The 25,604-nt window shown below is 56.7% G+C and carries 22 protein-coding genes and 2 riboswitches; of the genes, 6 read left to right on the plus strand and 16 right to left on the minus strand.

The genetic code is table 11. The annotated features are described in order from the left end of the window. The first annotated feature begins 119 nt into the window (after positions 1-119). Entirely contained in the window at positions 120-1,664 is a 1,545-nt protein-coding gene (locus O9H85_RS17420; protein WP_269882701.1) for a sulfatase-like hydrolase/transferase, read from the plus strand. 107 nt (positions 1,665-1,771) lie between these two features. Here O9H85_RS17420 and O9H85_RS17425 read toward each other — a convergent pair whose 3' ends face one another. Both O9H85_RS17425 and O9H85_RS17430 read right to left on the minus strand, forming a co-directional pair. Then, positions 1,772-2,182: a cytochrome-c oxidase gene (locus tag O9H85_RS17425; protein ID WP_269882703.1), complete on the minus strand. Its 411-nt coding sequence runs from the start codon at positions 2,180-2,182 to the stop codon at positions 1,772-1,774. An 84-nt stretch (positions 2,183-2,266) separates the two neighbouring features. Further along, positions 2,267-3,163: a LysR family transcriptional regulator gene (locus O9H85_RS17430; RefSeq protein ID WP_269882704.1), complete on the minus strand. Its 897-nt coding sequence runs from the start codon at positions 3,161-3,163 to the stop codon at positions 2,267-2,269. A gap of 153 nt (positions 3,164-3,316) precedes the next feature. Here O9H85_RS17430 and O9H85_RS17435 point away from each other — a divergent pair, with 153 nt between their 5' ends. Continuing rightward, positions 3,317-4,363, plus strand: a complete 1,047-nt coding sequence (locus O9H85_RS17435) for a YeiH family protein (protein ID WP_269882705.1) — start codon at positions 3,317-3,319, stop codon at positions 4,361-4,363. A 113-nt stretch (positions 4,364-4,476) separates the two neighbouring features. On the opposite strand, the gene O9H85_RS17440 is transcribed toward O9H85_RS17435, so the two are convergent. The 5 genes from O9H85_RS17440 to O9H85_RS17460 form a co-directional block, all read right to left on the minus strand. Next, positions 4,477-6,234, minus strand: a complete 1,758-nt coding sequence (locus tag O9H85_RS17440) for an ABC transporter ATP-binding protein (RefSeq protein ID WP_269882706.1) — start codon at positions 6,232-6,234, stop codon at positions 4,477-4,479. Continuing rightward, positions 6,231-7,991, minus strand: coding sequence for an ABC transporter ATP-binding protein (locus O9H85_RS17445; RefSeq protein WP_269882707.1), 1,761 nt, complete (start codon positions 7,989-7,991; stop codon positions 6,231-6,233). Before O9H85_RS17445 ends, O9H85_RS17440 begins: the two co-directional genes overlap by 4 nt. Positions 7,992-8,291: 300 nt before the next feature. Then, entirely contained in the window at positions 8,292-8,789 is a 498-nt protein-coding gene (locus O9H85_RS17450; RefSeq protein WP_269882708.1) for a hypothetical protein, read from the minus strand. A gap of 320 nt (positions 8,790-9,109) precedes the next feature. Further along, positions 9,110-9,550, minus strand: a complete 441-nt coding sequence (locus tag O9H85_RS17455) for a GNAT family N-acetyltransferase (protein WP_269882709.1) — start codon at positions 9,548-9,550, stop codon at positions 9,110-9,112. A gap of 54 nt (positions 9,551-9,604) precedes the next feature. Then, complete coding sequence (locus O9H85_RS17460; RefSeq protein WP_269882710.1) at positions 9,605-9,967, minus strand: response regulator; 363 nt, start codon at positions 9,965-9,967, stop codon at positions 9,605-9,607. 101 nt (positions 9,968-10,068) lie between these two features. Further along, a riboswitch (cyclic di-GMP riboswitch) is annotated at positions 10,069-10,152 on the minus strand. Positions 10,153-10,280: 128 nt separating this feature from the next. Between O9H85_RS17460 and O9H85_RS17465 the strand changes: the two genes are divergently transcribed. Continuing rightward, positions 10,281-11,252, plus strand: a complete 972-nt coding sequence (locus O9H85_RS17465; protein WP_269882711.1) for a Gfo/Idh/MocA family protein — start codon at positions 10,281-10,283, stop codon at positions 11,250-11,252. Positions 11,253-11,495: 243 nt separating this feature from the next. On the opposite strand, the gene O9H85_RS17470 is transcribed toward O9H85_RS17465, so the two are convergent. Continuing rightward, positions 11,496-12,188: a metal-dependent hydrolase gene (locus tag O9H85_RS17470; protein ID WP_269882712.1), complete on the minus strand. Its 693-nt coding sequence runs from the start codon at positions 12,186-12,188 to the stop codon at positions 11,496-11,498. A gap of 181 nt (positions 12,189-12,369) precedes the next feature. On the opposite strand from O9H85_RS17470, the gene O9H85_RS17475 reads away from it, so the two are divergent. After that, positions 12,370-12,672 carry a hypothetical protein gene (locus O9H85_RS17475; RefSeq protein ID WP_269882713.1) on the plus strand — a complete coding sequence of 101 codons (303 nt, stop codon included), beginning with the start codon at positions 12,370-12,372 and terminating at the stop codon, positions 12,670-12,672. A 19-nt stretch (positions 12,673-12,691) separates the two neighbouring features. Here the strand turns inward: O9H85_RS17475 and O9H85_RS17480 are convergent, their stop codons facing one another. From O9H85_RS17480 to O9H85_RS17515, 8 genes are all read right to left on the minus strand, one after another. Then, on the minus strand, positions 12,692-13,627 hold the full coding sequence (locus tag O9H85_RS17480; RefSeq protein ID WP_269882714.1) for an MsnO8 family LLM class oxidoreductase: 936 nt from the start codon (positions 13,625-13,627) through the stop codon (positions 12,692-12,694). Between the two features lie 150 nt (positions 13,628-13,777). After that, positions 13,778-14,755: a PfkB family carbohydrate kinase gene (locus O9H85_RS17485; RefSeq protein WP_269882715.1), complete on the minus strand. Its 978-nt coding sequence runs from the start codon at positions 14,753-14,755 to the stop codon at positions 13,778-13,780. 14 nt (positions 14,756-14,769) lie between these two features. Further along, on the minus strand, positions 14,770-16,224 hold the full coding sequence (locus O9H85_RS17490; RefSeq protein ID WP_269882900.1) for a glycoside hydrolase family 32 protein: 1,455 nt from the start codon (positions 16,222-16,224) through the stop codon (positions 14,770-14,772). A 544-nt stretch (positions 16,225-16,768) separates the two neighbouring features. After that, positions 16,769-17,746, minus strand: a complete 978-nt coding sequence (locus O9H85_RS17495) for a LacI family DNA-binding transcriptional regulator (RefSeq protein WP_269882716.1) — start codon at positions 17,744-17,746, stop codon at positions 16,769-16,771. Between the two features lie 112 nt (positions 17,747-17,858). Continuing rightward, on the minus strand, positions 17,859-19,301 hold the full coding sequence (locus tag O9H85_RS17500) for an NAD(P)/FAD-dependent oxidoreductase (protein WP_269882717.1): 1,443 nt from the start codon (positions 19,299-19,301) through the stop codon (positions 17,859-17,861). 87 nt (positions 19,302-19,388) lie between these two features. Next, positions 19,389-19,488: riboswitch (purine riboswitch) on the minus strand. A gap of 179 nt (positions 19,489-19,667) precedes the next feature. Then, positions 19,668-21,503 carry a sensor histidine kinase gene (locus O9H85_RS17505; protein WP_269882718.1) on the minus strand — a complete coding sequence of 612 codons (1,836 nt, stop codon included), beginning with the start codon at positions 21,501-21,503 and terminating at the stop codon, positions 19,668-19,670. After that, positions 21,503-22,525 carry a response regulator transcription factor gene (locus tag O9H85_RS17510; RefSeq protein WP_269882719.1) on the minus strand — a complete coding sequence of 341 codons (1,023 nt, stop codon included), beginning with the start codon at positions 22,523-22,525 and terminating at the stop codon, positions 21,503-21,505. Before O9H85_RS17510 ends, O9H85_RS17505 begins: the two co-directional genes overlap by 1 nt. A gap of 43 nt (positions 22,526-22,568) precedes the next feature. Then, complete coding sequence (locus tag O9H85_RS17515) at positions 22,569-24,233, minus strand: extracellular solute-binding protein (protein ID WP_269882720.1); 1,665 nt, start codon at positions 24,231-24,233, stop codon at positions 22,569-22,571. A gap of 178 nt (positions 24,234-24,411) precedes the next feature. Here O9H85_RS17515 and O9H85_RS17520 point away from each other — a divergent pair, with 178 nt between their 5' ends. Next, positions 24,412-24,750, plus strand: a complete 339-nt coding sequence (locus O9H85_RS17520) for a hypothetical protein (protein WP_269882721.1) — start codon at positions 24,412-24,414, stop codon at positions 24,748-24,750. Then, positions 24,710-25,438: an alginate lyase family protein gene (locus O9H85_RS17525; protein ID WP_269882722.1), complete on the plus strand. Its 729-nt coding sequence runs from the start codon at positions 24,710-24,712 to the stop codon at positions 25,436-25,438. Before O9H85_RS17520 ends, O9H85_RS17525 begins: the two co-directional genes overlap by 41 nt. Positions 25,439-25,604: the final 166 nt, after the last annotated feature.

Raw genomic sequence — 25,604 nt, forward strand, 5'->3', positions numbered from 1 at the left:
CGCAGCAATTTGGCATTCTATTCCCTCAGAGGGCCCGTTACGTTTCCTACTATACAATCATGGCAAGCGTGATATAATGAGCTTAATATTTAGTTACGCTAACTATGGGAGAACTGCCAATGCCGCCATGGACCCGCCGCTGGACGGGCGTCCTCGGGCTCTTGCTCTGCCTGACGGTACCTTCGTCCGAATTTATTAAACCGCTTTCATTACCACCCCTTCCCGATCTTACCGTTCAGAACGAATGGTCGAAGGACGAGCTGCAGAAGCCGCCAAACATTATTATCGTTCTGAGCGAGGCGTTCTGGGACATTACGCAGATCAAGAGCCTGAAATTCAGCCGCGATCCGATTCCTTTCTTTCATTCCCTGCAGAAAAAAACGACGCACGGAACCCTGCTCTCCCCGATGTTCGGAGGAGGAACGGCCAATGTCGAGCTCGAGGTGCTTACGGGCTTGTCGATGCGTTTTTTCCCGGAGGACTCCATTCCTTACGAGGACTACATTAAACAGCCGACAGAGTCGCTTGCCAGCCTGCTGAAGGCACAGGGGTATCATACGACGGCCATCAGCCCGTTCTACCATTGGTATTTCAACAGCTCTGAGGTGTACAAGGATCTGGGATTCTCGCGTTTCATCTCGCTCGAGTATTTTAACCCGGACGAATACGTCGGACCTTACATCGGGGATCACGCCGTAGCGAAGCGCATTATCGAAGAGAGCCGGAGAAGTCCGGGACCGGACTTTATTTTTGCCAACACGATGGAAAATCACTACCACTATTGGCCCGGCAAGTTCAAGAGGAATACCATCGACATTACCGGCGATGCCCCCGGCGACGCACTCGGCATTGCCGAAACGTACGCACAGGGCTCCCAAGGAGCCGACCGGATGCTGCAGGAGCTGGTCACATACTACAACGACCTGCGTGAGCCCACCATTCTCGTCTGGTTTGGCGACCACTTGCCTTCGCTGGAGAAAAATTACGTATACGAGCAAACCAAATACATCAGCGGAGAGAATGACCCGGATTTCCTCGAGAAGATGCACAATACGCCGGTTCTGATTTGGAGCAATTATTTGCCTCCAGCAGCCGATAAGGAGCTTCATCTGAGCCCTTCCTTCCTCGGGCCCCTCATTCTCCAGACGGCCGGACGCACGGGAAGCGCCTATACGGATTATTTGGCGGAGCTTTACAAGAAGCTGCCGATCGTACCTCCTGCGGACCGCTATCAGGCCATGGGCATCGATCCCGCGCTTGTGAAAGAATATGAAGCACGGCAGCAGGCGCAATGGGAAGCGCAAAAACTTCACTCGCAAACGCCGGCAAACGGCGAACCGGATAATCCGTTCGTGCTCGGGTACGGCGCTCCCGCGCTGGAAGGCGTCTCGCCTGAAAGCGTGCCGGTCGGCGGAGACAGCTTCGGACGCACCCAGCTGACGTTAAGAGGGGGACGTTTCGGCCTCGGCGCGACGGTATTCATTAACGGGAGTCCGGTACCGTCGACGTGGCAAAGCGAGCAGACCTTGACCGTGAATTTGCCAAAGGAGCACGCCGCCAAGCCAGGCACGCTGAACGTGCAGGTGAAGGTGATCGATTCGAAGAATAACGTTCTCGGGACATCCAACACTGTATCCGTTCCGGTAACAGAGAAAAAGCAATGAACGGTTATTCAAAATAACGATGAATTACATAACCGTGGCATCTGCTCCAGCAACAATAACCGTACAGCCCCCCTTCCCAGGCTGTACGGTTATTGTTTTTTCCGAGTTCAATTTTTCGCGCGATAAGCTTTTTCTTGATCGACAGGAGATGAGGGCAAACTGACATGCTTAAACACATTGATGACGAATAAAATAACGGCGAGCGTCGTGATAATGCCGCCAACGGCAATGATCGGCTCCGTATTTCCCGCGCCGCCGACGAGCAGCGCCAGTGCGATCATCATGATCGGCAAACCGATGTTATGGCACCAGAAATGCCAGACCGCCAGCTTGCTGGCTCCCGCTTTGGAGAATACCGAATAAATCAGACCGGCCAAAGCCATCGAGACCCAACCTACCAAATTCAAGTGAGCATGGACCGAAGCGAATTCCATGTGGTGCGTGATCGACATGAACATGCCGAAGAACACGCCGATAATAAAATAACAGGACGCAATTTTAACCAATCTTGGCCCCATACATAACCCCCTCTCCCGCCAACGTTAACTTACATCACCAACGTATCCGGTTCCCTCCTCCGTTATGCATACCTAAATAACTTTTTATATCGTATGCTCGGCCGCGAACGCCATCAGATATTGGATGAATTTCCGTTTGGCCAGGCTGTCGGCTGCGTCCTTCCTCTGGATCAGCGCAAAATCGCGCAGGATCCGCCCGCAGGACAGCGGAATGCGCGAGACGTCTCCGCTCTCTAGCTCCTTGCGCACCGTCCAGCGGGACAGCATCGCAATGCCCAGTCCGGCGGCGACCGCTTCCTTGACGCCTTGGCTGCTGTTCAGCACGAAGGTTCGCTGCATCCTGAGATCGTAGCTTCCGATAAACCTGTCGCTTACGGCCCGGGTGCCCGAGCCGAGCTCGCGAAGCACCCATACCTGGTCGTTCAGCCGCTCCGGAGGGACAGAGCGCTCCAGCGCAAGGGGGTGGTCAGGCGAGGCGATGAGAATCATGTCATCCTGCATGACCGGTTCCACCGTCAGCTCGGGGTAAGCGGTCTCTCCCTCGATCCAGCCGAGGTCGAGTGCGTTATCGCGAACGCCCTGCACAATCTCCCCCGTATTGCCGATCGTGACCTCGATATCGACGCGGGGGTGCGGAGCGGCGAATTCGGCGAGCACCCGCGGTAGCAAATATTCTCCGATCGTGAAGCTGGCTCCCAGCTTCAGCGATCCCGTCACTTCCCCCTGAAGCGAGTGAATTGACTCACGGGCTTCCTCCATCAGGGAGAGAATCCGCTTCGCCCGTTCATAGAGCAGGCCCCCCGCTTCTGTAAGCTTCACCTGCTGGGGCGAGCGATGGAACAGCTTGGCGTCCAGCTCCTGCTCCAGATTGCGGATATGGAGGCTAACGCCCGGCTGGGAAAGATGCAGCAGCTTGGCGGCCCGGGAAAAATTTTTCTGCTCGGCAACGGTTACGAAAATTTGCAGCGTTTCGGCATTCATGGCTTAGCATCCCTCCTGATGTTCAAGCACATCCATCATAAGCAAAGCTGATGATGGCGATTGCGAATCGGTATTTCCTTTCCGGACCGATCCCTTATATAGTGAAGCCATAGCTTAACCGAACGATTCGTATCGAAGGAGGCTTCACGCATCATGTCACAGGCACATTCTGTTCCTTTAAGCAGCAAGAAGGACCTCGGGTTCGTCCGAGGCCTTCTGCTCGCCCTCATTCTTGCGGTGCTCGCGCAAACCGCCGCTTCGCTCCCGCTGCTTCGCATCATGGGACCGCTCGTTCTTGCGATCCTCTTCGGCATGGCCTGGAGAGCCGTCTTCGGCATCCCGGCGGGTGCCGCGGCGGGCATCGGCTTCTCCAGCAAAAAGCTGCTCCGCCTGGGCATTATTCTGCTCGGCATGCGGCTCAGCTGGCCGGATATGGTGCAGGCGGGGCCGAAGGTGTTCCTGCTAGCCGCCGTCTGCCTCGTCTTTGCGCTGGCAGCCGTCTATGGCCTATGCCGCATGCTCGGCATCGACCGCCGCCTTGGGCTGCTGACCGCCTGCGGCACGGCGATCTGCGGAGCGGCTGCCGTCGTCGCCATCGCCCCGCAGGTGAAGGCCGGCGACGAAGAGACGGCTGTCAGTGCGGCCATCGTCGCGCTGCTCGGTACAGCTTTCACCCTAAGCTATACCCTGCTCATGCCCTTTGTAGGACTCTCGTCCCCGGGCTACGGCGCTTGGTCCGGCGCAACCCTGCACGAAATCGCACACGTGCTGGCAGCCGCCGCACCCGGGGGACAAGAGGCGCTGCGCATCGCTCTGCTCGTGAAGCTGTCGAGGGTTGCGCTTCTCGTACCCGTGGCCGTCGCGGCCGGCTGGTGGACCGCTCGTGAGGAACGGAAGCTGACGGGGCAGCAGGAAAGCCCCGGCCGCAGCTGGAGACAGCTGCCGATTCCTTGGTTCATCTTCGGCTTTTTGCTCGTCAGCGGCATTCATTCCCTTGGGATCTTGCCTGCGCCGGCCGTCGAGGGAACCGTCACCCTCTCTTACACGCTGCTGGCGATGGCGATGGCCGGTCTCGGCCTGAACGTCGATCTGGGATCGTTCCGGCGGCTCGGTCTGAAGCCGCTCGCTGCGGGACTTCTCGGCTCCATGTTGCTCTCCGGGTTCGGCCGGATTCTGGTATCCTGGTTCGGCTTAAACTAGGATATAATACCAACGGGCCGTTCAAGCGGAGCCGCGAGACGAAACGTGTCGACTTCTGCGCTTTCCCGGGAAATGCGCGGAAGCGGCACCCAAGGTTCACGCCCCGTTCCCGGCTATTCCTCCCGATACCACAAGCTTCTCAGCTCCTCGTTCCGCTGAAGCAGCTCCTCCAGCCTGCCTGTATCGTCAATCCGCCCGTTTCTCAGGACAATAATCTTATCGGCCCGCGCCAGCGCGGCCTTGCGGTGGGACACGACGAGACAGGCAGCGCCCTGCCTTTCCTCCTCCAGCCGCTCCCACAGCTTCCTTTCCGTTTCGACGTCTAGTGCACTGGAGAGGTCGTCGACCACCATTAGCTGCGCGTCTCGAACGAACATGCGCGCCGCGGCGGTACGCTGCGCTTGGCCTCCGGACAGCTTCACGCCCCTCGGACCGATGACCGTATCCAGCCCGTGCGGCAGCCGATCGAGATCCGGCTCCAACACGGCAGAGGCAATCGCCCGGCGCAGCCGCTCTTCCCCCGCATCCAGTCCCAGCAATATATTATTGGCCAGTGTATCGCTGTACAGACGCGGAATTTGCGGAGTATAAGCACTGCGTGGCGGAATGAAGAAATCGCCCGGCGCTTCGACAGGCTTTCCGTTCCAGCAGATGACGCCCGCCTGGATCGGCAGCAGCCCCAGCAGCGCTCGCACGAGGGTTGTCTTGCCGCTGCCGATGCGTCCCGTTACAACCGTGAAAGAGCCCCGCGGCAGATCGAGATCGACGGCCTCGATGCCTCTTCCGCTCTCGGGATAGCGGTATGTAAGCCCGCGCACCTCAATCCGCTCCAGCAGGTCGACTTCCCCCGGCTGCGCCGTCACCGCCTCCGGAATGGCGGTTCGCAGATAAAGCGGATGATGCTCGGTCAGGATCGCCTCCGGCGCCCCCTGCAGCAGGTGCGTCAACCGGTCTTTAGCGACGGCGCTCTGCTTGAAGTAGGTCATGAATTTTCCAAAATTTTGGATAAACTGCATTACAAAAGTAAGGTAATATACGAACAACGCGAAATCCCCGACCGTGAAGCTTCCGCTGCGCATCGATTGAGCGGCGAGCAGCAGGATGAGCCCCGTGCCGAAGTTGACCGTGTTGGAGAAGATCGAGTCCAGCGCCGAGCCCAGCAGCTTATCCTTCAGCATTGCTTCGCGCCGCAGGTCGTTCAGCCGGCTGAAGCGGCCGATGACGCGATCCTCCGCTCCCGCCACCTGGATCGACTGCACGGTGGAGAACATCTCGCTGATCGCTCCGGTGACCTGGCTTGTCGCCTCGCGGCTGGCAGCCCGGTACTTCTGCAGGAGGGACGTCGACAGCTGGGCGACCGTTACTACGACGACCAGCGGAAGAAAAACCAAAAGCGTCATCTCCGCATTAATCCGCATCAGGATAAAGATCGACACCGCTGCGAAGAAGGTCATGCCGAAAGCGTCCACCGACCAACTCACCGTCTCCTCCACCTGATCCACGTCGTCGCGGAACGAGGAGATCGCTTCTCCCGGCGAGATCGGGATGGCGCGGGCGCCCGGCTCCTTCAGCACGTGCCGGAGCAGGTTGCGGCGGAGCAGCGCGCCGATCCGGAACCGGAACTGGACGTCCGTGATGAATCCGAAAAGGATCAGCACGACCCGCGCCAGCGCCGCCAGCATCAGAAACCCGATTAGCGACCAGACCCCGAACCGGTAAGGCGCGCTGCCGGACAGCACGTCGAAGAATTGCTTCGTCACAAGCCCCGGCACGATCGGAGCCAAATAAATCAGCGACCAGGCCAAGGCGTTCAGAATATACAATCCCCAGCGATAGCCCGTTAATTTCGTCAAAAACGAGAACGTGCTCATACAAGCATCTCCTCCATTCCTACTTCCAGCATCCGGCTGTAGCGCGAATTCGGATCGGAGGTCAGCCGCCCGCGCTCCCCGAATTCGGCGATCCACCCGTCATCCAGCACAAGTATGCGGTCCGCCCTTTCGATTGTGGCCAATCGGTGCGCAATGATGATGCAGGTGCGGCCTTGCAGCAGCCGAGAGATCGCCTGCTCGATCCGGTGCTCTGTCGCAGGGTCCAGCCGGGACGATGCTTCATCGAGAATTACAAGCCCGGGATCGGACAAAAATACGCGGGCGAAGGACAGGAGCTGCGCTTCGCCGGCCGAGAGCCCGCCGCCGCCCGACTCCAGCATCGTATCGAGCCCGCCGGGCAAAGACATGAGCCACGAAGCCAATCCGAGCTCCTCCAGCACACGGACGATTCGGTCATCCCCTACAGCTTCATCGAAGAAGGTCAGGTTATCCCGGACCGTTCCCTGGAACAGCTCGATATTTTGCGTGACGAAGCCGACCCGGCCCCGCAGCTCCTGCAGCTTGGCCTCGCGGATATCCGTTCCGCCAAGCCGAATGCATCCCTGCTGCGGATCGTAGAACCGTAGCAGCAGCCGGGCGAGCGTCGTCTTGCCGCTGCCGGTCCGCCCGAGCAGACCGAGCACCTGTCCCGGCTCCAGACGGAAGCTGACGTCATGAAGCGTCGTACTCTCGGTATCGTAGCTGAAGAGGACGTTCTCGAAGACGACCGACAAGGCGCCGTCTTCCAGTGGGGCTCCCGCCCCGTCGCGGATGGCGGACTCCGTCGCCAAGAGTTCGCGGACACGGCCGATGCTGGCGTCGGCTTTTTGCAAATCCTCCATTTGGGTCCTGATCTTCTCGATCGGCTTCGCCATCAATTCGGTGTAATAAAAAATCATATAGACCGTTCCGATCGTAATCGAGCCCGTCTTCCACAAATAATAGCTTAATGCGAAGGCGACGGCGTTGCCGATCGCGAAGACGATCAGCGTCGTAATCCACATCGAGGCCCATCCGAGAAACGCACGGACGCGAACCGGCAGCCATTCCTTGAGCAAGGAATGGAAGCGGTGCATCACGTAGCCTGTAGCCCCGTTTGCCCGCGTATCTTCCGTGCCCTCCAGATGCTCGCCCAGGAAGCCGTAGAACTTCGCGCTGATCTGCCGCAGCTTCCCCCAATGGGGAACGGCGAAGCGGCGTATGTATTGAATCGCGGCAATGGCAAGCACGACAAACACGAGCATGCCGGCTCCAATCACCCAGCCCTCGAGGAAGAGCAGCACGAGCATCCCCGCCACAAGCACGAGATTGCTGAGCAGCGTGATGACGAAATTGGAGAAGAAATTCGCAAGGTTGTTGATGTCTCCGTCGACCCGTTCGATGATGGCCCCGGACGTATGCGATTTGTGAAACGACATATCGAGCTTCAGGCAGTGCGCCGCCACATCGCTGCGCAGCGAATTCGTCGCCTTCCACCCGACATTTTCCCCGATGTAGGTCGCGGCGACATTCACTAGCTGCTGAACTAGCGTCGCGGCAAGGAACAGCACGGCGGCAAATACGAGCGGTTTGCCCGACGATTGCGATTGCGCGGTATCGATAAAATAGCGGATGATCTGCGGATTGACGAGCTGGAGCCCGATCCCGCAAAGCAGAAGCGCCGTCAGACCGATCATACTGCGGCGCTGCGGCTTCAAATACCGGTACAGCAAACGGGTATAATCGCGGACCGGGATCTTGCGCGCATTCCTGTTCATGGTTTTTCCCAAAGCCCCCTCCGAAAAAAAGAAAGTAGTCCTAATCTTATGTAGTTTAATACATCGGCAGACATGCGGCTATATGAAATTTGATTATGCAATATTTTATCCCAAACTCGGCAGCAAGGCCCGGATGGCAGCCTTCCTCCGGCGGAAAAGCAAAAAGAGAGCCCCGGACGGCTCCCAGTCTGTAAAGAAACCCATGTAATAGAAAAATCTGCTTGGTACCCCACCTACTACCTTTCGCATCGTTCTGCATTTCCGGGTTTCTCGTCAATCTATGAGCCGGCAAGGCTCCCTTCACTTTTCCTTGTTCTTGATGAACTGATCTACCCTCGCTTTCATGGAACCCACCGTCGTTCTCTTATACCGGAGGCCGAGCCAAATAACCCGTACCTGCTGCTTGCGGCTTAGCCGCCGGAACCGGGGCTCCTGCCTCAGGAACGAGCGGATGATCGTCCAGCTGTTGTCGTTCCAGCGCTCCGGCTTCAAAAATTTTAAATCGTAGGGCAGCTTTCGTTTGCGGAAACGGTACAACAGGGAGCTGAGGCCCGAGGCAGCTTTGCTTTCGTCCACAAGACAGGGGGCGAGCGCTTTTTTAGTATGATTCTTCAAATATTCGTAATGATTATTTCCGCTGACGATGACGTAACCGCCTTCTTTTTTGCTTTTGCGGACAATCATCAAATGCATGCAGTCTTGCGCCGTCTTCCGCAGCTCCTTGATCCTCTGTGTAATGACAGCTGACATTCCGGGCTTAAGCTTGCTGAGAGGGATATATTGCACCGTGTATCTCATGGGGCTGCCTCCTCTTTCAAGGGTTCCTAGTTCAGTGTATGCCGTACATAAGCAAATGCGACCGGCTACTTCTTCCGAGGCTATCGGAATTCATTCGGCACCCAGTCTATCAGGCTTAACCTATCACTTTACCGGGTTATGCCCAAAACAACGCCGACGACGGAATTCACCCGCCGCCCGCGTTTTGTTTATGCATACCGACGAATGATATAAGCTTAAGCGGCTTGCGGATTTACGGACGATGTCACACCTCTCGCCAAAAAGGGAACTCTCATAACAAGAGTTCCCGCTTTTTTCATGAAGGCTGATCCTCCGGCTTTCTACTGAAGCGACTTGCGCATACGGACGTGCAGAATCCCGGCATCCAGGAACGGCTCCTTGGAAATGACCTCATAGCCCAGCTTCCGGTAAAACGGCTCCGCCTGCACCTGGCCGTCCAAAATGACGGCAGGTACCCCTTGCCCCCGCACATCGTTCTCGAGCGCATGGATGATGACGCGTCCGAGGCCTTGTCCCCGATGGGATTCCAGCACGGCGATCCGCTGCAGTTTGGCCGTCTTGTCGTCATACATCCTCCAGCGCCCTGTGCCGATCGGCCGGCCTTCCTCCAGAACGACGAAATGACGGCAGCTCTCCGGCGAATCGTCGAACTCGTCCAGCTCCACGTCTCTCGGTACCTTCTGTTCCTCCACGAATACTTTCTCGCGAACCTCGAAGCACATCTCCAGTTCCTGATTTGATGTGACATGACGTACTTCCATTGCCTTGCCTCCCGATTCCTTTCTGTTGTAACGAACCTGCTCATTATACCACCTTTAAGCGGAAAATGCTTTCTTGAGAGCTTCCCGTACCCGGTCCTTATTGAATGGCTTGACGATAAAATCGCACGCCCCCATCGTAACGGCCTGGATGAGCAGCGCCTGCTGGCCCATTGCGGATACCATCATGATTTTGGCGTCGGGATGGCTCGACTTCAGCTCTCTGAGCGCCGTAATCCCGTCCATCTCCGGCATCGTAATATCCATGGTAACGAGATCCGGGTGCACTTCCTCGTACAGTGTCAGCGCTTCCAACCCGTTACCCGCTTCAGCGGCCATTTCGTAACCGAGCTCCTCGATCACGTTCTTCAGTATCATTCTCATAAACAGCGAATCATCCACGATCATTATTCTCTTCACGCGATCTAAGCCCCCAAACCCGGACGTGTGATAGGTACAAAAAAGCCTCCTTCTGGACAGGCCAAAAGGGAGGCTCATGATCAGCTAAGTTCCTCATGTCTTTCGGCAGCTGGCTGACATAGCTTTACACATTAGTCCCTATAGCTTTGCGTCCTTGGCTTTCACCAAGTTTGCCTTATCTTGACAGCGGGTGATTCAGTTGTATTATAGCATCCTCCTGTAAAAAAACAAGACCATCATTCGCAATAAATGCCTTTTCCTTGCTATAATGATCGGTAGAATACCCATCCTCATATAGAAGGGACGTACGCAAATGAACGAAATTCGATGGGGAATTATCGGCTGCGGGAACGTAACGGAAGTGAAAAGTGGCCCCGGGTTTCAGAAGGCGGAGAACTCCCGTCTTGTCGCCGTTATGCGCAGAGACGAGGTGCTTGCCGCCGATTATGCCGCAAGACACGGGGTGCCCAAGTGGTACAGCCGGGCCGACGAACTGATTCGTGATCCGGAAGTGGACGCGGTTTATATCGCTACGCCCCCGGCCTATCACCATCCTTATACGTTAGCCTGCGCGGCCGCAGGCAAGCCGGTGTATGTCGAGAAGCCGATGGCGCTTAATGCAGCGGAATGCGACGAGATGGAGGCGGTTTGCACCAAAGCCGGCGTGCCGCTCTTCGTAGCGTTCTACCGGCGAGCTCTTCCCCGCTTCCTGCAGGTGAAGATGTGGCTGGAGGAAGGCGCGATCGGGGAAGTCCGCACCGTCGTTACGCGGCATTACGGGAAGCCGACGGCACAGGAGCTCGCGGGGGAGCCGAGCTGGCGCGTGAAGCCCGAGCTGTCCGGCGGAGGCTATTTCTTCGATGTCGGGAGCCATACGCTGGATCTGCTCGATTATTTACTCGGTCCGATCGTGAGGGTCAGCGGCGACGCTTCCAACCAGGCGGGGCTCTATGCCGCAGAAGATATCGTGACCGGCTCCTACGTGTTCGAATCCGGCGTTCACGGCGTGGGGACTTGGTGCTTCTCCTCCAATTTCGATTATGAGCAGAATGAAATTATCGGCAGCAAGGGCCGAATCGAATTCTCGACGTTCACCGAGGCGCCGGTCCGTCTGATCCGGGAGTCCGGTACGGAAGAACGCCATATCGAGCATCCCGCACATGTGCAGCAGCCGCTCATCCAAAGCATCGTCGACGAGCTTCTCGGACGGGGCGCATGCCCCAGCCGCGGCGATACGGCAATACGGACCAGCCGGGTGATGGACGCCATGATCCGGGGGTACTGACGCCCAAGTTCCAAGGATAAGCAACCATATTTCTTCCCCTCGCATAGGCTGTTCTATCCATTCGAAATAACTCATCACTATTATCCGCATGCGCATCATTACCCGTATCATCCTTACGGCCATTACGGACATCCTTCCGGTTACGGACCCGGAGGACGCTGATTCCTGCTGGCGGATATTCTCCATAAAAAGAAAGGCGGTCCCTGGGGTCAACTGAAGACCGGGGAGCCGCCCTTTCTCGTTTTATAGCTCGATGCTTTCTCCGGGCTTGAGCGCCCTGCCTTGGATGCCGCGCTTGCCCAGCAGCTCCACGAAAGCTTCGCCGTCCTGCGAGATCAGCTCGAAGGTATTGTAATGCACCGGTACGACCAGCTTCGCCTTCAGCCACTCGGCCGCCAGCGCCGCATCCTCCGGTCCCATCGTATACAAATCGCCGATCGGCAGGAAAGCCAGATCGATGTCGAAGCGCTCGCCGATCAGCTTCATATCCGAGAACAAATTCGTATCGCCGGCATGCAGTATCGTTTTGCCTTCCCACTTCAGAATCAGCCCGGCAGGCATTCCCGCATAAATGATCCGCTGCTCATCGGGAAGCACGATGCCGGAGCTGTGGAACGCCTGCACCATATGAACCTCGGCATAGCCTAAGGACAGCTTTCCTCCGATGTTCATATCCTGCGTGCGGACACCCTGCCAGCTCATATAGTTCGCAAGCTCGTGGATGGCTATCAGCTGAGCGTCATTGTTCAGGGCAATCGCCGCAGCATCCTGAATATGATCCGAATGGGCATGAGTCAGGAGCACATGCTGCACGCGAACGCTGTCCGGCATGATCCGGGCATCGGGGTTGTCCGAAAGAAAGGGATCGATAATGAGCGAATGCTCGCCTCCGGTGAGCTGAACGCAGGAATGGCCGTGAAACTCCACTTTAATCATAACGAACGCCTCCTTCAAGAATATGGATACATACCTCTTTCATTATAGCCTGCAGTCCCGCCTGATAGCCAATGTCTTGCCGGGTCATTTCCCGAAGGTTATGTAAATGCCCCCCAGCCCTGATATAATAGGCTCAATCTGCCTGAAACAGAAATTACCCGTACCGTTAGGAGGCCTTGTCTTGGCATTCGGCATAACCAGAATCGAGCTCAACGCTTGGAAAGAAGCGGTTGCGCGAGGCGAGATCGCTTTTTTGACGCACTATTGGTACGATCCCCGTTTCCCGCAGTGCCATACAGTGACCAAGGTCGGCTGTGCCGATTTGGACAAGCTGAAGCTATGGTGCACGGACAGCGGATTGAATCCGGAATATATCCATCACCGGGAGACCTTTCCCCATTACGATCTGATCGGTTCGAAGCAGAAGGAGATCCTGCTGCGGGAGCAGCTGTGGGACCACCTGCAGCGTTTCAAGCTGCTGTAGGACGCCGATCCGCCTTTCTCTATCCGATTGCACCGGACAAGAGCTCGTAGGAGCGCAGCCTTGTTTCGTAGTTGGCCGTCATCGTAACGATCAGAAACTCGTCGTTCCCATACGTATGCTGCAGCTCTTCGAGCCGCTTCTTTACCTGTTCCGGCGTTCCCGCCAAGATCTTCCTATCGGCCGAAGATTTGCCCGCTTCCGGCTCCTCCGATCTTGCGAAAAGCCGGCTCGCAGCGGCCAATTCGCGCGCTTTGTCCTCCGTCTCGGCGCAGACGACCCCAACCGCTATCATTGTGCGCGGCTTAGGCGTCAGCGGGGACGGCCGGAATTCCCGCCGGTAAGCGGAGATGGCCTCCTCCCCGTCCTGATCGCTCATAAACTGACCGAACACGTAGCCGGTTCCGAATTCGGCGGCATAGGCGGCGCTCTTGCGGTTCGTCCCCAGCATCCAGACCTCCGGGGCGATCGGCGGAACGGGCCGGGCCAGTACCGGCTCGCCTTCCATCCGGTAGCTGCCACTGAGCAGCTCCGTCAAGTCCTTGAGCGATTCGGGCAGCTGCCGTACATGTTCAAGGAAATTCCCGCTGAGGGCGATGGCGACGTGCGCCGACCCGCCCGGAGCGCGCCCCAGCCCGAGGTCGATGCGGCCGGGATACAAGGTAGCCAGCAGATGGAACGACTCCGCCACCTTGAGCGGTTTATAATGCGGCAGCAGCAAGGCCCCCGAGCCAAGCCGGATTCGCTGCGTATGCGATCCGATGTGGGCCAGCAGCACTTCAGGCGAAGTGCAGGCGAGCTGCGGCATATCGTGATGCTCCGCGACCCAGTAACGGCTGTAGCCGTTACTATCGGCCAAGCGGGCCAACCGCAGCGCCTCTGCCAGCGCGGCCGCAGGCTCGGCGCCCGCAAGCACGGGCACCAGATCGAGTACGCCAAGTTTCAACACGTCAAACACATCCTTCCGCCCCTTATTTTACCATAAACCGGGCAGATCAGGTCATGAACGGCTCCATGGCCCCGAATTTGGAGGAGACGAAGCTTGGCCGCAACATGAAAGAAGTGCCGACCCCCGCTTCATTCTGAAGCCTAGGGGTCTTGTTTTCGTTTATGCCCTATGTTCTTCCATCATCCGCAGCACCTCGTCATGGACAGGCAGGGCCGGAATGGCCCCGGACCGGGACGTGGTAAGCGCAGCAGCCGCATTGGCGAAAGTCAGCAGCGCCCGGGCCTGATCCGCTCCGATGCCCCTCTCCTCATTCGCCGGCAGCCGTTCCTCAAGCAGACGGTACAGCAGCGCTCCGATGAACGAATCGCCCGCACCCGTCGTATCCGCCACCTGCACGGCGTAACCCGGCACCGCCGTACGGAAGCCGCGCGTGATCCATTCCGCGCCTTGCGCGCCCCGAGTATAAATCACGTGCCTCACATCGCCTGAAAACAGAGAGGCCAGAGCGCGGTCCTCATCGTCCATGCCGGTGATGAATGCGAGCTCTTCGTCACTGATTTTCACGATATGGCTGAAAGGCAGAAACGCGAGTATGGCGTCCCGGCAAAGCTCGGGGCGCTTCCAGAGCGGCAGGCGCACGTTCGGATCGAAGCTGACGATGCCGCCTGCCCGTTTCACCGCTTCAATGGCTTTCTTGTGCGCGTATTTGACCGGAGCCTCGATCAGGTCGACCGAGCAGAAGTGCAGAATGTCCCCCGCCCCGAACCAGCGCTCGTCAATCTCTTCCTGCTGCAGCAGCATGTCTGCGCTCGGATTCCGGTAAAAGGAGAATTCCCGCTCCCCGTCCGCCCTCAGACTTACGAAAGCAAGTGCCGTATTGGCTTCGTCCGTACGGAAAACACGGCTTGTATCCACACCCGCTTCGTTCATCGTGTCCAGCAAAAAGTCGCCGAACGCGTCCTTCCCCAGCTTCCCGATAAATGCGCTCTCACCGCCCAGACGGGCGACGGCGCAAGCGACGTTGGCGGGCGCTCCGCCCGCCGCCTTGCTGAAGCCGCTCACTGCCTTCAGCTCCGTCCCCCGCTCGGCGGGAATGAAATCAATTAAGGCTTCCCCGATCGTAAATACTTTCTCCAAGCAAGCATCTCTCCTTATCCGATATCCCATTTCTCGAACGATTCGATGCGGCATGCCCCGACGGCATATGCCTTGATCCCGAGCGATCGTTCCCCGGGATAAATCCGGCCCGTCATCACCTTCTCGCCCCGGCCGATGAACACCTCGACCGAAGACCGGTCTACGAAGATGCGCAGCGCCAGCTTCCCTCCCTCAAGCTCCACCGAGGCTCGGCGCTCGCCTCCCGGTCCGATGCCGGACCGGTCGCGGTTGAACCGGAACAGCGAGTGTTCCGGCCGGTAAGAAAGCACCGTTTCCTCATCGCCTCCAGTCCTCAGCTTCAATCCAAATTCTAAGGCATCCCCGGCATCAAATACAACCTTCAGCTCGTAGCTGTCGCCGGACACCTTCATAACCCGTTCGCCCTCAACGTCGACATCATATGCTTTGTGCGGGTTGCGGCGGTACGCGACGATTTCCCCCACAGGACGATAGATCAAGCGGTCCCCATCCTGCAGAATCTCTCTGGGCAGCGTCATCGCTCCGGCCCATCCGTGGCCCCGCTGCGTGGGCATTTCGTTTTCCCACATGTCCATCCAGCCGATGACGATGCGCCTCCCCCAAGGGTCCGAAGCCGTCTGCGGGGCATAGAAATCAAAACCGTAATCGACGGGGCAATAGTGATCATAGCTGAACTTCCCGCTTTCAAGGTCCAGCTTCCCTATCATCGAAGTAGTAGAATGCAGGTTCCTGTAATTGTTTCCTTGAGACGGAACCCGCTGGGGAGACAGGATGAGCACGTCGCGCCCGCCGAGCGGGAGCAGATCCGGACATTCCCAATTGTCGCCCAAGGTTCCGTCGCTCATGGCGGCGATGCTGACGAACTCCCATTCGGTCAAATCATCCGAACGGTATAAAAGAACAAGCCCGCGCCCTCGTCCGTCATTGGAGCCCAGTACGGTATAATAATGCCCGTCCCGGCGGAATACCTTCGGATCGCGGAAATCCTTCCGGCTCACCCCGTCAGGAATTTGATCGTACCGGATGACGGGGTTGCCGACCCATTTGTCGAAGCGTACGCCGTCCTCGGAAACCGCCAGTCCTTGCGCTTGCTTATAATCGCGATCCTTGTCGGGTCCGGTCACGGTGTGCCCGGTATACATTAGCACCAACCGTCCCTCATGCTCTATGGCGCTGCCAGAGAAGCAGCCGTCCTTATCAAACCCTTCGCCGGGTGCGAGCGCTACCGGAAGATAGTCCCACCGGATCAAATCCCGGCTTACCGCATGTCCCCAATGCATCGGCCCCCAATACGGCTCATAAGGATAATGCTGATAAAATAAATGGTACATCCCCCCATAATGAATGAAACCGTTCGGATCGTTCATCCAGCCGTACTCCGCCATCAAATGATATTGCAAGCGGTAATCCTGACGAAGCAAATGCTTATTCTCCTCTATAAAACGGTCTGCCGACTCCTTGGTATAAATGGTATTGCAGCCTCCTTCTATGATGCTTGATTATTTAAACGATCCCCGCATAATCTCTTGAACGATGAACCGCTGCGTAAACAAGCAGTCCGCAACGCCGGCAAATCGTAAGCATCGGTTTCGACATTTACGGATCGTAATCCACTGGAATAGATGGGGTTCCAGCAACGTACAATGGCTTGCATGACGAATTATAAATCTGCTGCGAGTGATATGTCAATCGTTTGACATATCAAGTGTTTTGGCCTATTACTCCCGGTCGAAATTCTAAAAAACCGCTGAAGGAGGCCCTTCAGCGGTTACAGGCTGTAGAGAAACCCATGAAGTAGAGAAATCTGCATTGGTACCCCGGTGGTGTATCCCCTTCCGGCCGCTGTTGTTATCGGAAAATATTCAATTTATTCGCTATTCAGCGGTCATTTTCCGATAACAAAGGCGGGCGCTATCGCCCCTACAGGGGATACCCCACCTACTACCTTCTGCATTTTTCTCTATATCCGGGTTTCTCGTCAATCTGAAACCGCTAAAGGAGGCCCTTCAGCGGTTATGTCGTATCCCTCTCGATCAGCTCGACAGGCAGTATATTCTCCCGTTCATAAGGAGCTTCCTCCATTTGCTTGCGGATCAGCTCCACCGCCAGTTCGCTCATCTCCCGGATCGGCTGACGGATCGTCGTAAGCGACGGCTGCAGCCAGGACGCAGCCTTCACGTCGTCGTAACCGACGATGCGAAGCTCCTCAGGGATACGCTTGCCGAGCGTGCGGCCGATCTTGACGGCGAAAGCCGCTATAATATCGCTGGTGGCGAAGACGCCGTCAATGTCCGGATGTTCCCGGAACAGCCGACGGATCATGTCTTCGTATTGCTCCTGGTTAAAGACGTCCATGTCCGTCTGGATCGTGAGGTGATGGATGCCGGAGCGGGTCGCCATGGATTCGAAGGCATCCGTTCGAAGGTTTGCGAGCAGATCAAGCTCAAGACTGCCGCAGATGTGAGCGATTTTGCGGCAGCCCTTATCGATGAGGAGTCGGGTCGCCAGTTCGCCGCCCCGGTAATTGTCCGAAGAAATGTATGGAATGCTTTCTCCGATTCGCCGGTCTATCGTGACGATAGGATAGGGCAAGCTTTCATAATCGCCCACTTCCAGGGTATGGCTCCCCATAATAATTCCGTCCACCCGATTGCGCTTCATCATTTCGATGTATTCCCGCTCTTTCGCGGGCTCCAGCCGGGAATTGCAGAGGAGTACCTTGAACCCGTTCCGATGGGCGAAAAATTCCACGTCGTTGGCAAGCTCGCCGAAGAACGGATGGGATACGTTCGGAATGATAAGTCCGATAATATTCGACTGTTTCCTCAGCAGCGAGCGGGCGATTTCGTTCGGATGATAGTTCAGCTCCTCCATCACGCCGAATACTTTCCTGCGCGTAGCGTCGCTAATATACCCTCTATTGTTTAAAACCCTCGAAACCGTGGTTACGGAGACACCTGCCTTCTCCGCTACGTCGTGAATGGTTGCCATAGATGCCCCTTTGCCCCAAGTGGTTCCTGATTACTCACAATATAACGCATCCTCCGGTCCCGTACAAGCTTCGGCTTCAGCGTCGGTTCGCCGCTCGGGTCGGATTCCCGGATTACCTGCCATTCATCCGCTCCGTCAGGCTCCGGGCGATGCGGATCCCAGCCGCGCCGGCTTGGGCCAGTCCGCGCGTCACGCCCGCCCCGTCGCCGCCGCAGTACAGCCCGGCGATCTCCGTCTCCAACGTATCCGAGAGCTTCGGCCGTGCGGAGTAAAATTTCGCTTCCACTCCGTAGAACAACGTATGCTCGGAAGCGATGCCCGGCGTAACCTTGTCGAGCGCTTCGACCATTTCGATCAAGCTTTTCATTGTATTGTACGGCAGCACCAGCCCCAGGTCTCCCGGCACCGCTTCCTTTAAGGTCGGCTCCAGGAAGCCTTCACGAATCCGGCCTTCGGTAGACCGCCGTCCGCGGATAATATCGCCGTATTTCTGCACGATCACGCCGCCGCCGGACAGATCGTTCGCCCTTTTGCAAATTTCCCGCGCATACTCGTTCGGCTTATCGAACGGCTCGGTGAACCGGTGGGAGACCAGCAGGGCAAAGTTCGTATTCGCGGAGCCGAGCGCCGGGTCTTTGAAGGCATGGCCGTTGGCCGCTATAACCCCGCTGTGGTTTTCCACAACCACATGGCCGGACGGATTGCTGCAGAAGGTGCGGACGCGCGTTCCGACGGATGTATTGTATATGAATTTCCCTTCGTACAAATGCTCATTGATCTCGCGCATGACGACATCGGACGTTTCGACGCGGACACCCACATCGACCTGGTTGTTATACATCTTGAGACGGCGCTTCCGGAGCACGTCCGTAAGCCAAGCCGAGCCGTCCCGGCCCGGTGCGGCTACAACATAATCCGCTTCGATCTCCTCGCCGCTGCGAAGGACGATTCCCCGCACGCGGTGGCCTTCCTTGTCCTTCACGGTCAGCAAATCGGCTGCCTCCGTCTTGAACGCCATGTCGATATGCTTCTTAAGATAGGCATTGATCGATTTTAGAATCTGCAAATTTTGTTCCGTCCCGAGATGCCTCACCTGCGCGCGAAGCAGCTTGAGTCCCGCCGCATAGCCCCGCTGCTCGATCGAACGGACGACATCCGTCGTGGGGTCCGTGATCGATTCCGTCGCGCCATGCTTCAAATTGATCTCATCGACGTAGCGGATGAGGGACATGACCTCTGACGGAGGCAAATAGTCCGTCAGCCATCCGCCGAACTCGGTCGTGATGTTGAACTTGCCGTCGCTATAGGCCCCTGCCCCGCCGAAGCCGCCGGTAATCGAGCATGCCGGCAGACAACCCGCATATTCCTTCTTCCCCGCGGCCGGCGGACACAGCTTAATCTTCTCCTCCAGAATCGGACAGCTGCGCTGGGCGATATCGTGCCCTTTATCAACAAGCAGGACGCGCGTACCCGGGGTTCGGAGCGTTAATTCGTAAGCGGTGAAGATCCCGGCCGGCCCGGCGCCGACCACAATAACGTCGTACTTCTGATTCATGATAGAATTGCCTCCTGGAGATGGAATGGTCCGCAGCAAGCAGCCGGACGGCAGCACAAAAAAACCCGGCTGTAACCAAGTGCGGGTGCAGCTAACCCGCACCGTCGTAGCCAGGAATTATCGGTTCCTTGTAGAAACCCTAGACCCTTATCGTCAAGGATATACGAACGGCGCACCGTACCATACGGTGTAGCCTATGCAATTGTAAGCAAGCAATGCGGATAGCGCATCAATCATCCATATCTTATTCCAAAACATGATGTTTGTCAACAATTAACCGGAAAATGTTCGTTATTCCTCCGCCCATTTTATTATTTTCCTATACTTCATAATATAAACTAAATAAAACACGAACATTAAACATAATTATGAGCTTCGCTGGATGGACATGATTCCGCCGTGCTGCAACAGCGGCGCGCTCCTGTCGGGCAGTCGCAGCGTTACAACCGTGCCGGAACCCTCAACGCTGTCCACCATAACACCGTAAGCTTCTCCGAACACCATCCGAATACGGCTGTGTACGTTGAGCAGACCGATCCCGTCGCCTTCCTCCTCCGGTCCATTCAGAGGAGATGAATGCGCCAGCCTCTCCTGCAGCTCCGCCAGACGGTCAGGACGAATCCCCTCACCATTATCGGCTATCGTCATTATGAAGTCGTCATTCTCGATCCGCCCATCGATCACAATGGAATGATGATCCTCCAAGCCTTCAGGGAAAGCATGGTTGAATACGTTCTCAACGATCGGCTGCAGCGTCAGCCGGACCATGTGCCTGAGCAAATATTCGGGAGCCACGAGCACCTGGATCTCGAACTCGCGTCCGAACCGGTGGTTCATGATGGTCATGAAATGGAGAACATGCTTCAATTCGCTCGCCACCGTAATCTCTTCCAGGTTCGTCTGGACGGAATAACGGAGCATGTAGGATAAAGAACGGACCATTTCCTTGATTTCCTTTGAGTCCTGGACGACTGCGTAGCATATGATCGTCTCCAGCGTGTTATACAGGAAATGCGGATTGATCTGGAGCTGCAGCGCCTGAAATTCGGCCACATGGCGCCCCAGCAGATGCTCCTGATTCTTCAGCTCCGCAGCGACGACTTGATCGACGAGACCCGACAGCCTCGTTACCATGACGTTGTAGCTCAGGATAAGGCGGTCCATCTCGTCCTTGGAACCGGTCAGCGGGATCTGCGCCTCGGACCAATTGCCCTTCTCCGTCTCTCTCATGCCGTTCTCCAGCATACGGATCGGCCTGACCAACGAACGGCTGAATCGGTATGCGAGCAGGAATGCGAGCAGGAACGCCAGAAGACAAGTAAATATGGTCGTTCTGCGGATGTTGTCGATCGGCTTGTACAGCTCGTTTACCGGCATCGAGGCCACAAGCGTCCACCCCGAATAATCGGATCGGCGGCTGAAGTGCACCCTTTCGCTTCCATCGTCCTTGGAGTTGAAGAACTGCCCCTCGCGAGCTTGCAGCTTTGTAAACAGCTCTCCGTCCAGCTGCTTGCCGATCCGGTCCGCCTTCGGATGATAAACGATTCGCCCGTACTCGTTCACGATGTAGAAATAGCCTGTCTCACCAAGCCGGATTCCCTTCCACAGCTTGTTCAGCTCCTCGATCTTGAACTCGATGCCAAGAATGCCTTTGAACGCTCTGGAGGTTTGACGCACCGATATTTTACGGGTGATCGCCAAATGATTGTTCAGAAAGCTCCAGTCCATCAGCGTCATGCTGCCGTCGTCCTTCGTTAAATTCTTAAGGTCATCCAAACTTTCCTGCAGCAGCGATTCGCGGAAGCTCGGCTGCGCGATCCCCAGCTGGTTGATTTTTATCCCGTTGTATCCGATTAGGTACATCATGGAAATACCCGGATTTTTGATAAAGATCGGCTGGAATACTTTCTCTTTGATTTGCGCAGAGAGCATGTAGTAGGAATAGACGTCTTTCTCCCGCAGTTCCAGAAACTCCTTCATAAGCGGCGAGGTCAGGACGGACAGCGTCGCATGTTCATACCCCTTCAAGTACAGATCGGTATGGTGCAGCGCATTGTCCACGATTTGGGTGAGCATTTCTTTCGACTGCGCGTCAATCGTCCTGGCCGATTGAACATACAGCGTCACACCCACGAGAGCGGCCGAGATGACAATAACGCTGCTGAAATAAAGGAATACACGGGCGGCCAAGCTCGTTCTCATTACCTGATCCCCAGCGTATGCCGGTATTCGGTTGGCGTAATACCGGTTACTTTCTTAAATATTTTTGTAAAATGAGGGTAATTCTGGTACCCGATCTCCATCCCGACATCCACAATCTTCACATGCGGCTGCTCCAGCAGCTTCTTCGCCATCTCGATCCGCTTCCGCATACGGTACTGCACGAATGTCTCCTGGGTCATCTTCTTGAAGAAGGAGCTGAAATACGTCGGCGCCAGCCCTACGCGTTCCGCTACCGCCTCCAGGCTGATTTCCTCCGCAATGTGGTCGTCGATATAGGCTTTCGCTTCCTCGAACACGCTCTTCTGAATGCCGCCTCGCCACTGCATCAGCTGGTCGCAGAGCCGGTAAACGCACGTCTCGAACCATTCCGAGGCCTGCTCGTGCGTTTGCGCTTCGGCTTGATCCGGAGGCAGCTCGAAACGGAACAGCTCGCGGGCGTTCAGCTTTTTCACGACCAGCTTTAAGCCGTCGGCCGCCGTCTGCTGCAGCTGCTCGGCACTGAGTCCCGCATAGAGGCCGCCTTCCTTCAGCTGGTTCAGCAGATCGGTAAGGGTATCCCGGTCCGCGGACCAAATCGCCGTATGGACAGCATCCGCCCATTCCTCGAAATCCGAGATGGAAAAGGCCGCCTTATCTTCCTCCTGCAGCAGCCGGTCAAGGACGGGGAACAGCTCCAGCTCCGTCACCGGCTTGAGCAAATACTCCTTCACTCCGTAAGTCAAGCACTTCTGGGCGTAACTGAAATCACCGTAGCCCGAAATGACGACGACGCTCGTCCCATGCTTTCGTACGGACAGCTCGCGGCAGAGCTCAAGTCCATCCATCTTCGGCATTCGGATATCCGTCAAGACAACATCCGGAATCCCGCGGTTCATCACCTCCAGCGCTTCCACGCCGTTCGGCACGGCCGTGATTGTGTGAAAGCGATGATAAGACTTGATCATCTTGGCCAGTCCCAAGCGGATCATCGGTTCGTCGTCGACGATAAGAATCTGTTTCATCCGTTGTCCCCTTCTTTCTGTCCGCATTCCGTTAAACCCGGTTCTAGCGCGAGACGGCATCGCCCGTTGTGCTTGGCATGCCGGGCTGCGCATTGTAAGCTTCCTGCATCGCTTGCAAATATCGGTCTAATCCGATCCGTTTCATCGTTTCCAAATAGCCGGCCCATTCCGTATCCAAATCACCGTCCGAGAGCACCATCCGGGCGACAGCTTCGTCGCGGTACTCGTTAACCGCTTTGCGAGCGTCGGCAATTGCCTCCGCCTGGGTGCTTGTGTAGATGAGGGTCGGTACCGATTTGGACGGATCCATGCGGTAAGGCTCGTAATTGTTTTTCGTCTCTCTGTACAACAGCGTCTCCATTGGCCGCAACGGATCGTCCGTCATGCTGAGCCTCCACTTCTCGGAGCGATAAGACGGTCCTGTCTGAGACCATGTTATATTCTGAACCGCATCGAGCCCCAGCAGCTGCTTCCATTTGGCCGGATTTCCGTCAATCCCCTTCTCGCCGGGCTCGGCCATCGTCCATTCCTTGCCGGGACGGCCGACCAATCCGCGGAAGGCGGCCTCCTCGCTGTACAGAAGGTCGGCCAGCCGGAAGGCGGCTTCAGGGTGCTTCGCTTTATCCGTTATGATGAAGGCCCCCTGCAGCAGCGCGTCCGGATTGTACTTCGCCGATCGAAGCCCTCCGGGACCGCGCAGCGGGGGAATCGTCACATACGACTTCCACCGGTTGTAATTGCCGGAGACGAAAATGTTCGGGTTCTGGGCAGCTACCGCGCCCAGGATCGTGGTTCCCGGATTATCCCCCTGCAGCTTGAGCTGAAAACGATCCTGCGTGAAGCTTTTCGGCGACAGCAGTCCTTCGGCCGTGAGCTTACGCAAATAGCGGATGCCTTCCTTCCATCCCGGCTGCACGAAGGCGGCTTTCACGCGCCCTTGTTCAACGAACAGCTGTTGGAAATCGCTTTCAACAAAGCTGTTCATAAGGAACAAATCCAGCCTCGTCGAAGGACCGTTGACCGCTCCGGAGAGCGGGATTTCATCCTGGAGTACGTTGCCGTTCGGATCCCGTTCCTTGAACGCTTTGAGCATCTCGTAGAACTGTTCCGTCGTTTGCGGGATGTTGAGTCCTAATCGGTCAAGCCACACCCGGTTGACCCACATTTTGGCGCCGTACTGGCAGTGATAGCATTCGTTAACAAGGGGAAGCGCGTAGATCGCCCCGTCTGTCAAAGTAATCGACGGCTTGGCGTAAGGCACCTCCGCAAACATACGCTTCGTTTCCTTGCCGTAGGCTTGAATATAGCTGTTCAACGGGCGAAACACCCCGTCCTTGCCGAACAGCGCCTGTTGAATCGGAGAGACCGGGAAGCCGATCAGCACGTCGGGATAATTGCCGCTCGCGAGAATGACATTCAATCGCTCCTCGGCGTACACATTCGGAACGACCTCCCAGTTCAAATGAATGTTTGTCTTCTCTTCCAGCCACTTCGTAAATTCGTTTGTCGCATAATTCTCGACACGGTTGTTGCTCATGGCAAGGACGCTCAGCGTGATTTTCCGGTCCGTCACGGGAAACACGCCCGCAGGGTTGATTTTTACCGCTTCAGCTTTGACGGGTCTGTTTTCCGTCCTCGTATCGCAACCGGCCAGCAGCAGCAGTCCGGCCATCAGCAAGCCCGCCTTCCGCAGATCACTCTTCGTCACCCGAGCTGCACTCCTTTCTGCATAACCGCATTGGTAAAGATTCGACGCGAGCCGCCCATTTTCCTCCATAAATCCCAACTCTAACGACAAGCAGATGAATAATGAACAAGAAAAGGAGAATATCGGCTATTGGGTTTCCTGCCTCTGCGTTAGTATAATGAGGAACAGGTATGAGCATTTGATCGGAGGATGGGAGTATGCAAGCAAAATCAATCACCCGGTTGCTCCCGATCGCAACGGCTGCAGCGCTCCCCTGGCGGCTAAGCCTGCCCTGGCCGCGGCGCAGCTTGCGCCTGCCGGCGAACGGAATCCTTCGCAGGAGCAGAACCGGACGACGGACAGCGTCGATACGTTGATTCTAAACACACGGGCTCTCGCGGACGTGAAGCGGCAACGGCAAGCCAGTCAAGGCGATGCTTACAAGGCGGCGATCGGGAAGCTGCGTACCGAAGCGGATGCAGAGCTGAAATCCCGTCATGGACAAATCGGCGGTCCCCCCAAGCGGCGACAAGCATGATTACATGAGCATGGGCCCTTACTGGTGGCCCGACCCGTCGAAGCCGGACGGCAAGCCGTATATTCAGAAGGACGGACAGACGAACCCGGAACGGGCGACGGACAAATTCGACGCGACCCGCTTCGGCAAGATGGCCTCCACCGTCCAAAGCCTCGCGTTGGCGTATTATTTCACAGGACAAGAGCCGTACGCGGTTCACGCCGGCAAACTGCTGCGGACCTGGTTTCTTAACCCGGGCACCCGGAAGAATCCGAATATGAATTTCGGTCAGAGTGTCCCCGGACGCTACGACGGACGCAAGGAAGGCGTCCTTGATTCGAGACTCATTCTGTTCACTTCCGATGCCGCAGCGCTGCTCAAAGGCTCCTCCGGATGGACGAAGCATGATGCGGACGGATACCGGAAATGGCTGTCCGATTATGTGAAATGGCTGAAGACGAACCCTCTGGCTCTGCAGGAAAAGAACGCCTCCAACAACCACGGCACATGGTACGATGCGATTATTTGCGCCCTGATGCTCCATAGCGGGAACGCAGTGGAAGCCTCCGCCTATCTTCGCGAGACCGTGCCGGCCCGGCTGTCCAAGCAGCTCGGTGCGGACGGCAGCCAGCCGGAGGAAATGAAGCGGACACGATCCTTTCATTATCCGGTGTTCAACCTGGAGGCCTTCTCCATTATCGCGCTGTAAGGCAGCAAGACGGGCTTTGAACTGTAGAATTATAAGACTGCCGACGGGAAGAGCCTCCGCAAGGCATACGATTTCCTTATCCCCTACCTCGGCGGCAAACCATGGCCTCACGTGCAAATCAAAATCGAGAACGAGTCGGAGTTCGCCTCCTTTGTGCGGGCTGCCA

This window comes from Paenibacillus gyeongsangnamensis (genome assembly GCF_027533625.1).
GTDB classification, from domain to species: domain Bacteria; phylum Bacillota; class Bacilli; order Paenibacillales; family NBRC-103111; genus Paenibacillus_G; species Paenibacillus_G gyeongsangnamensis.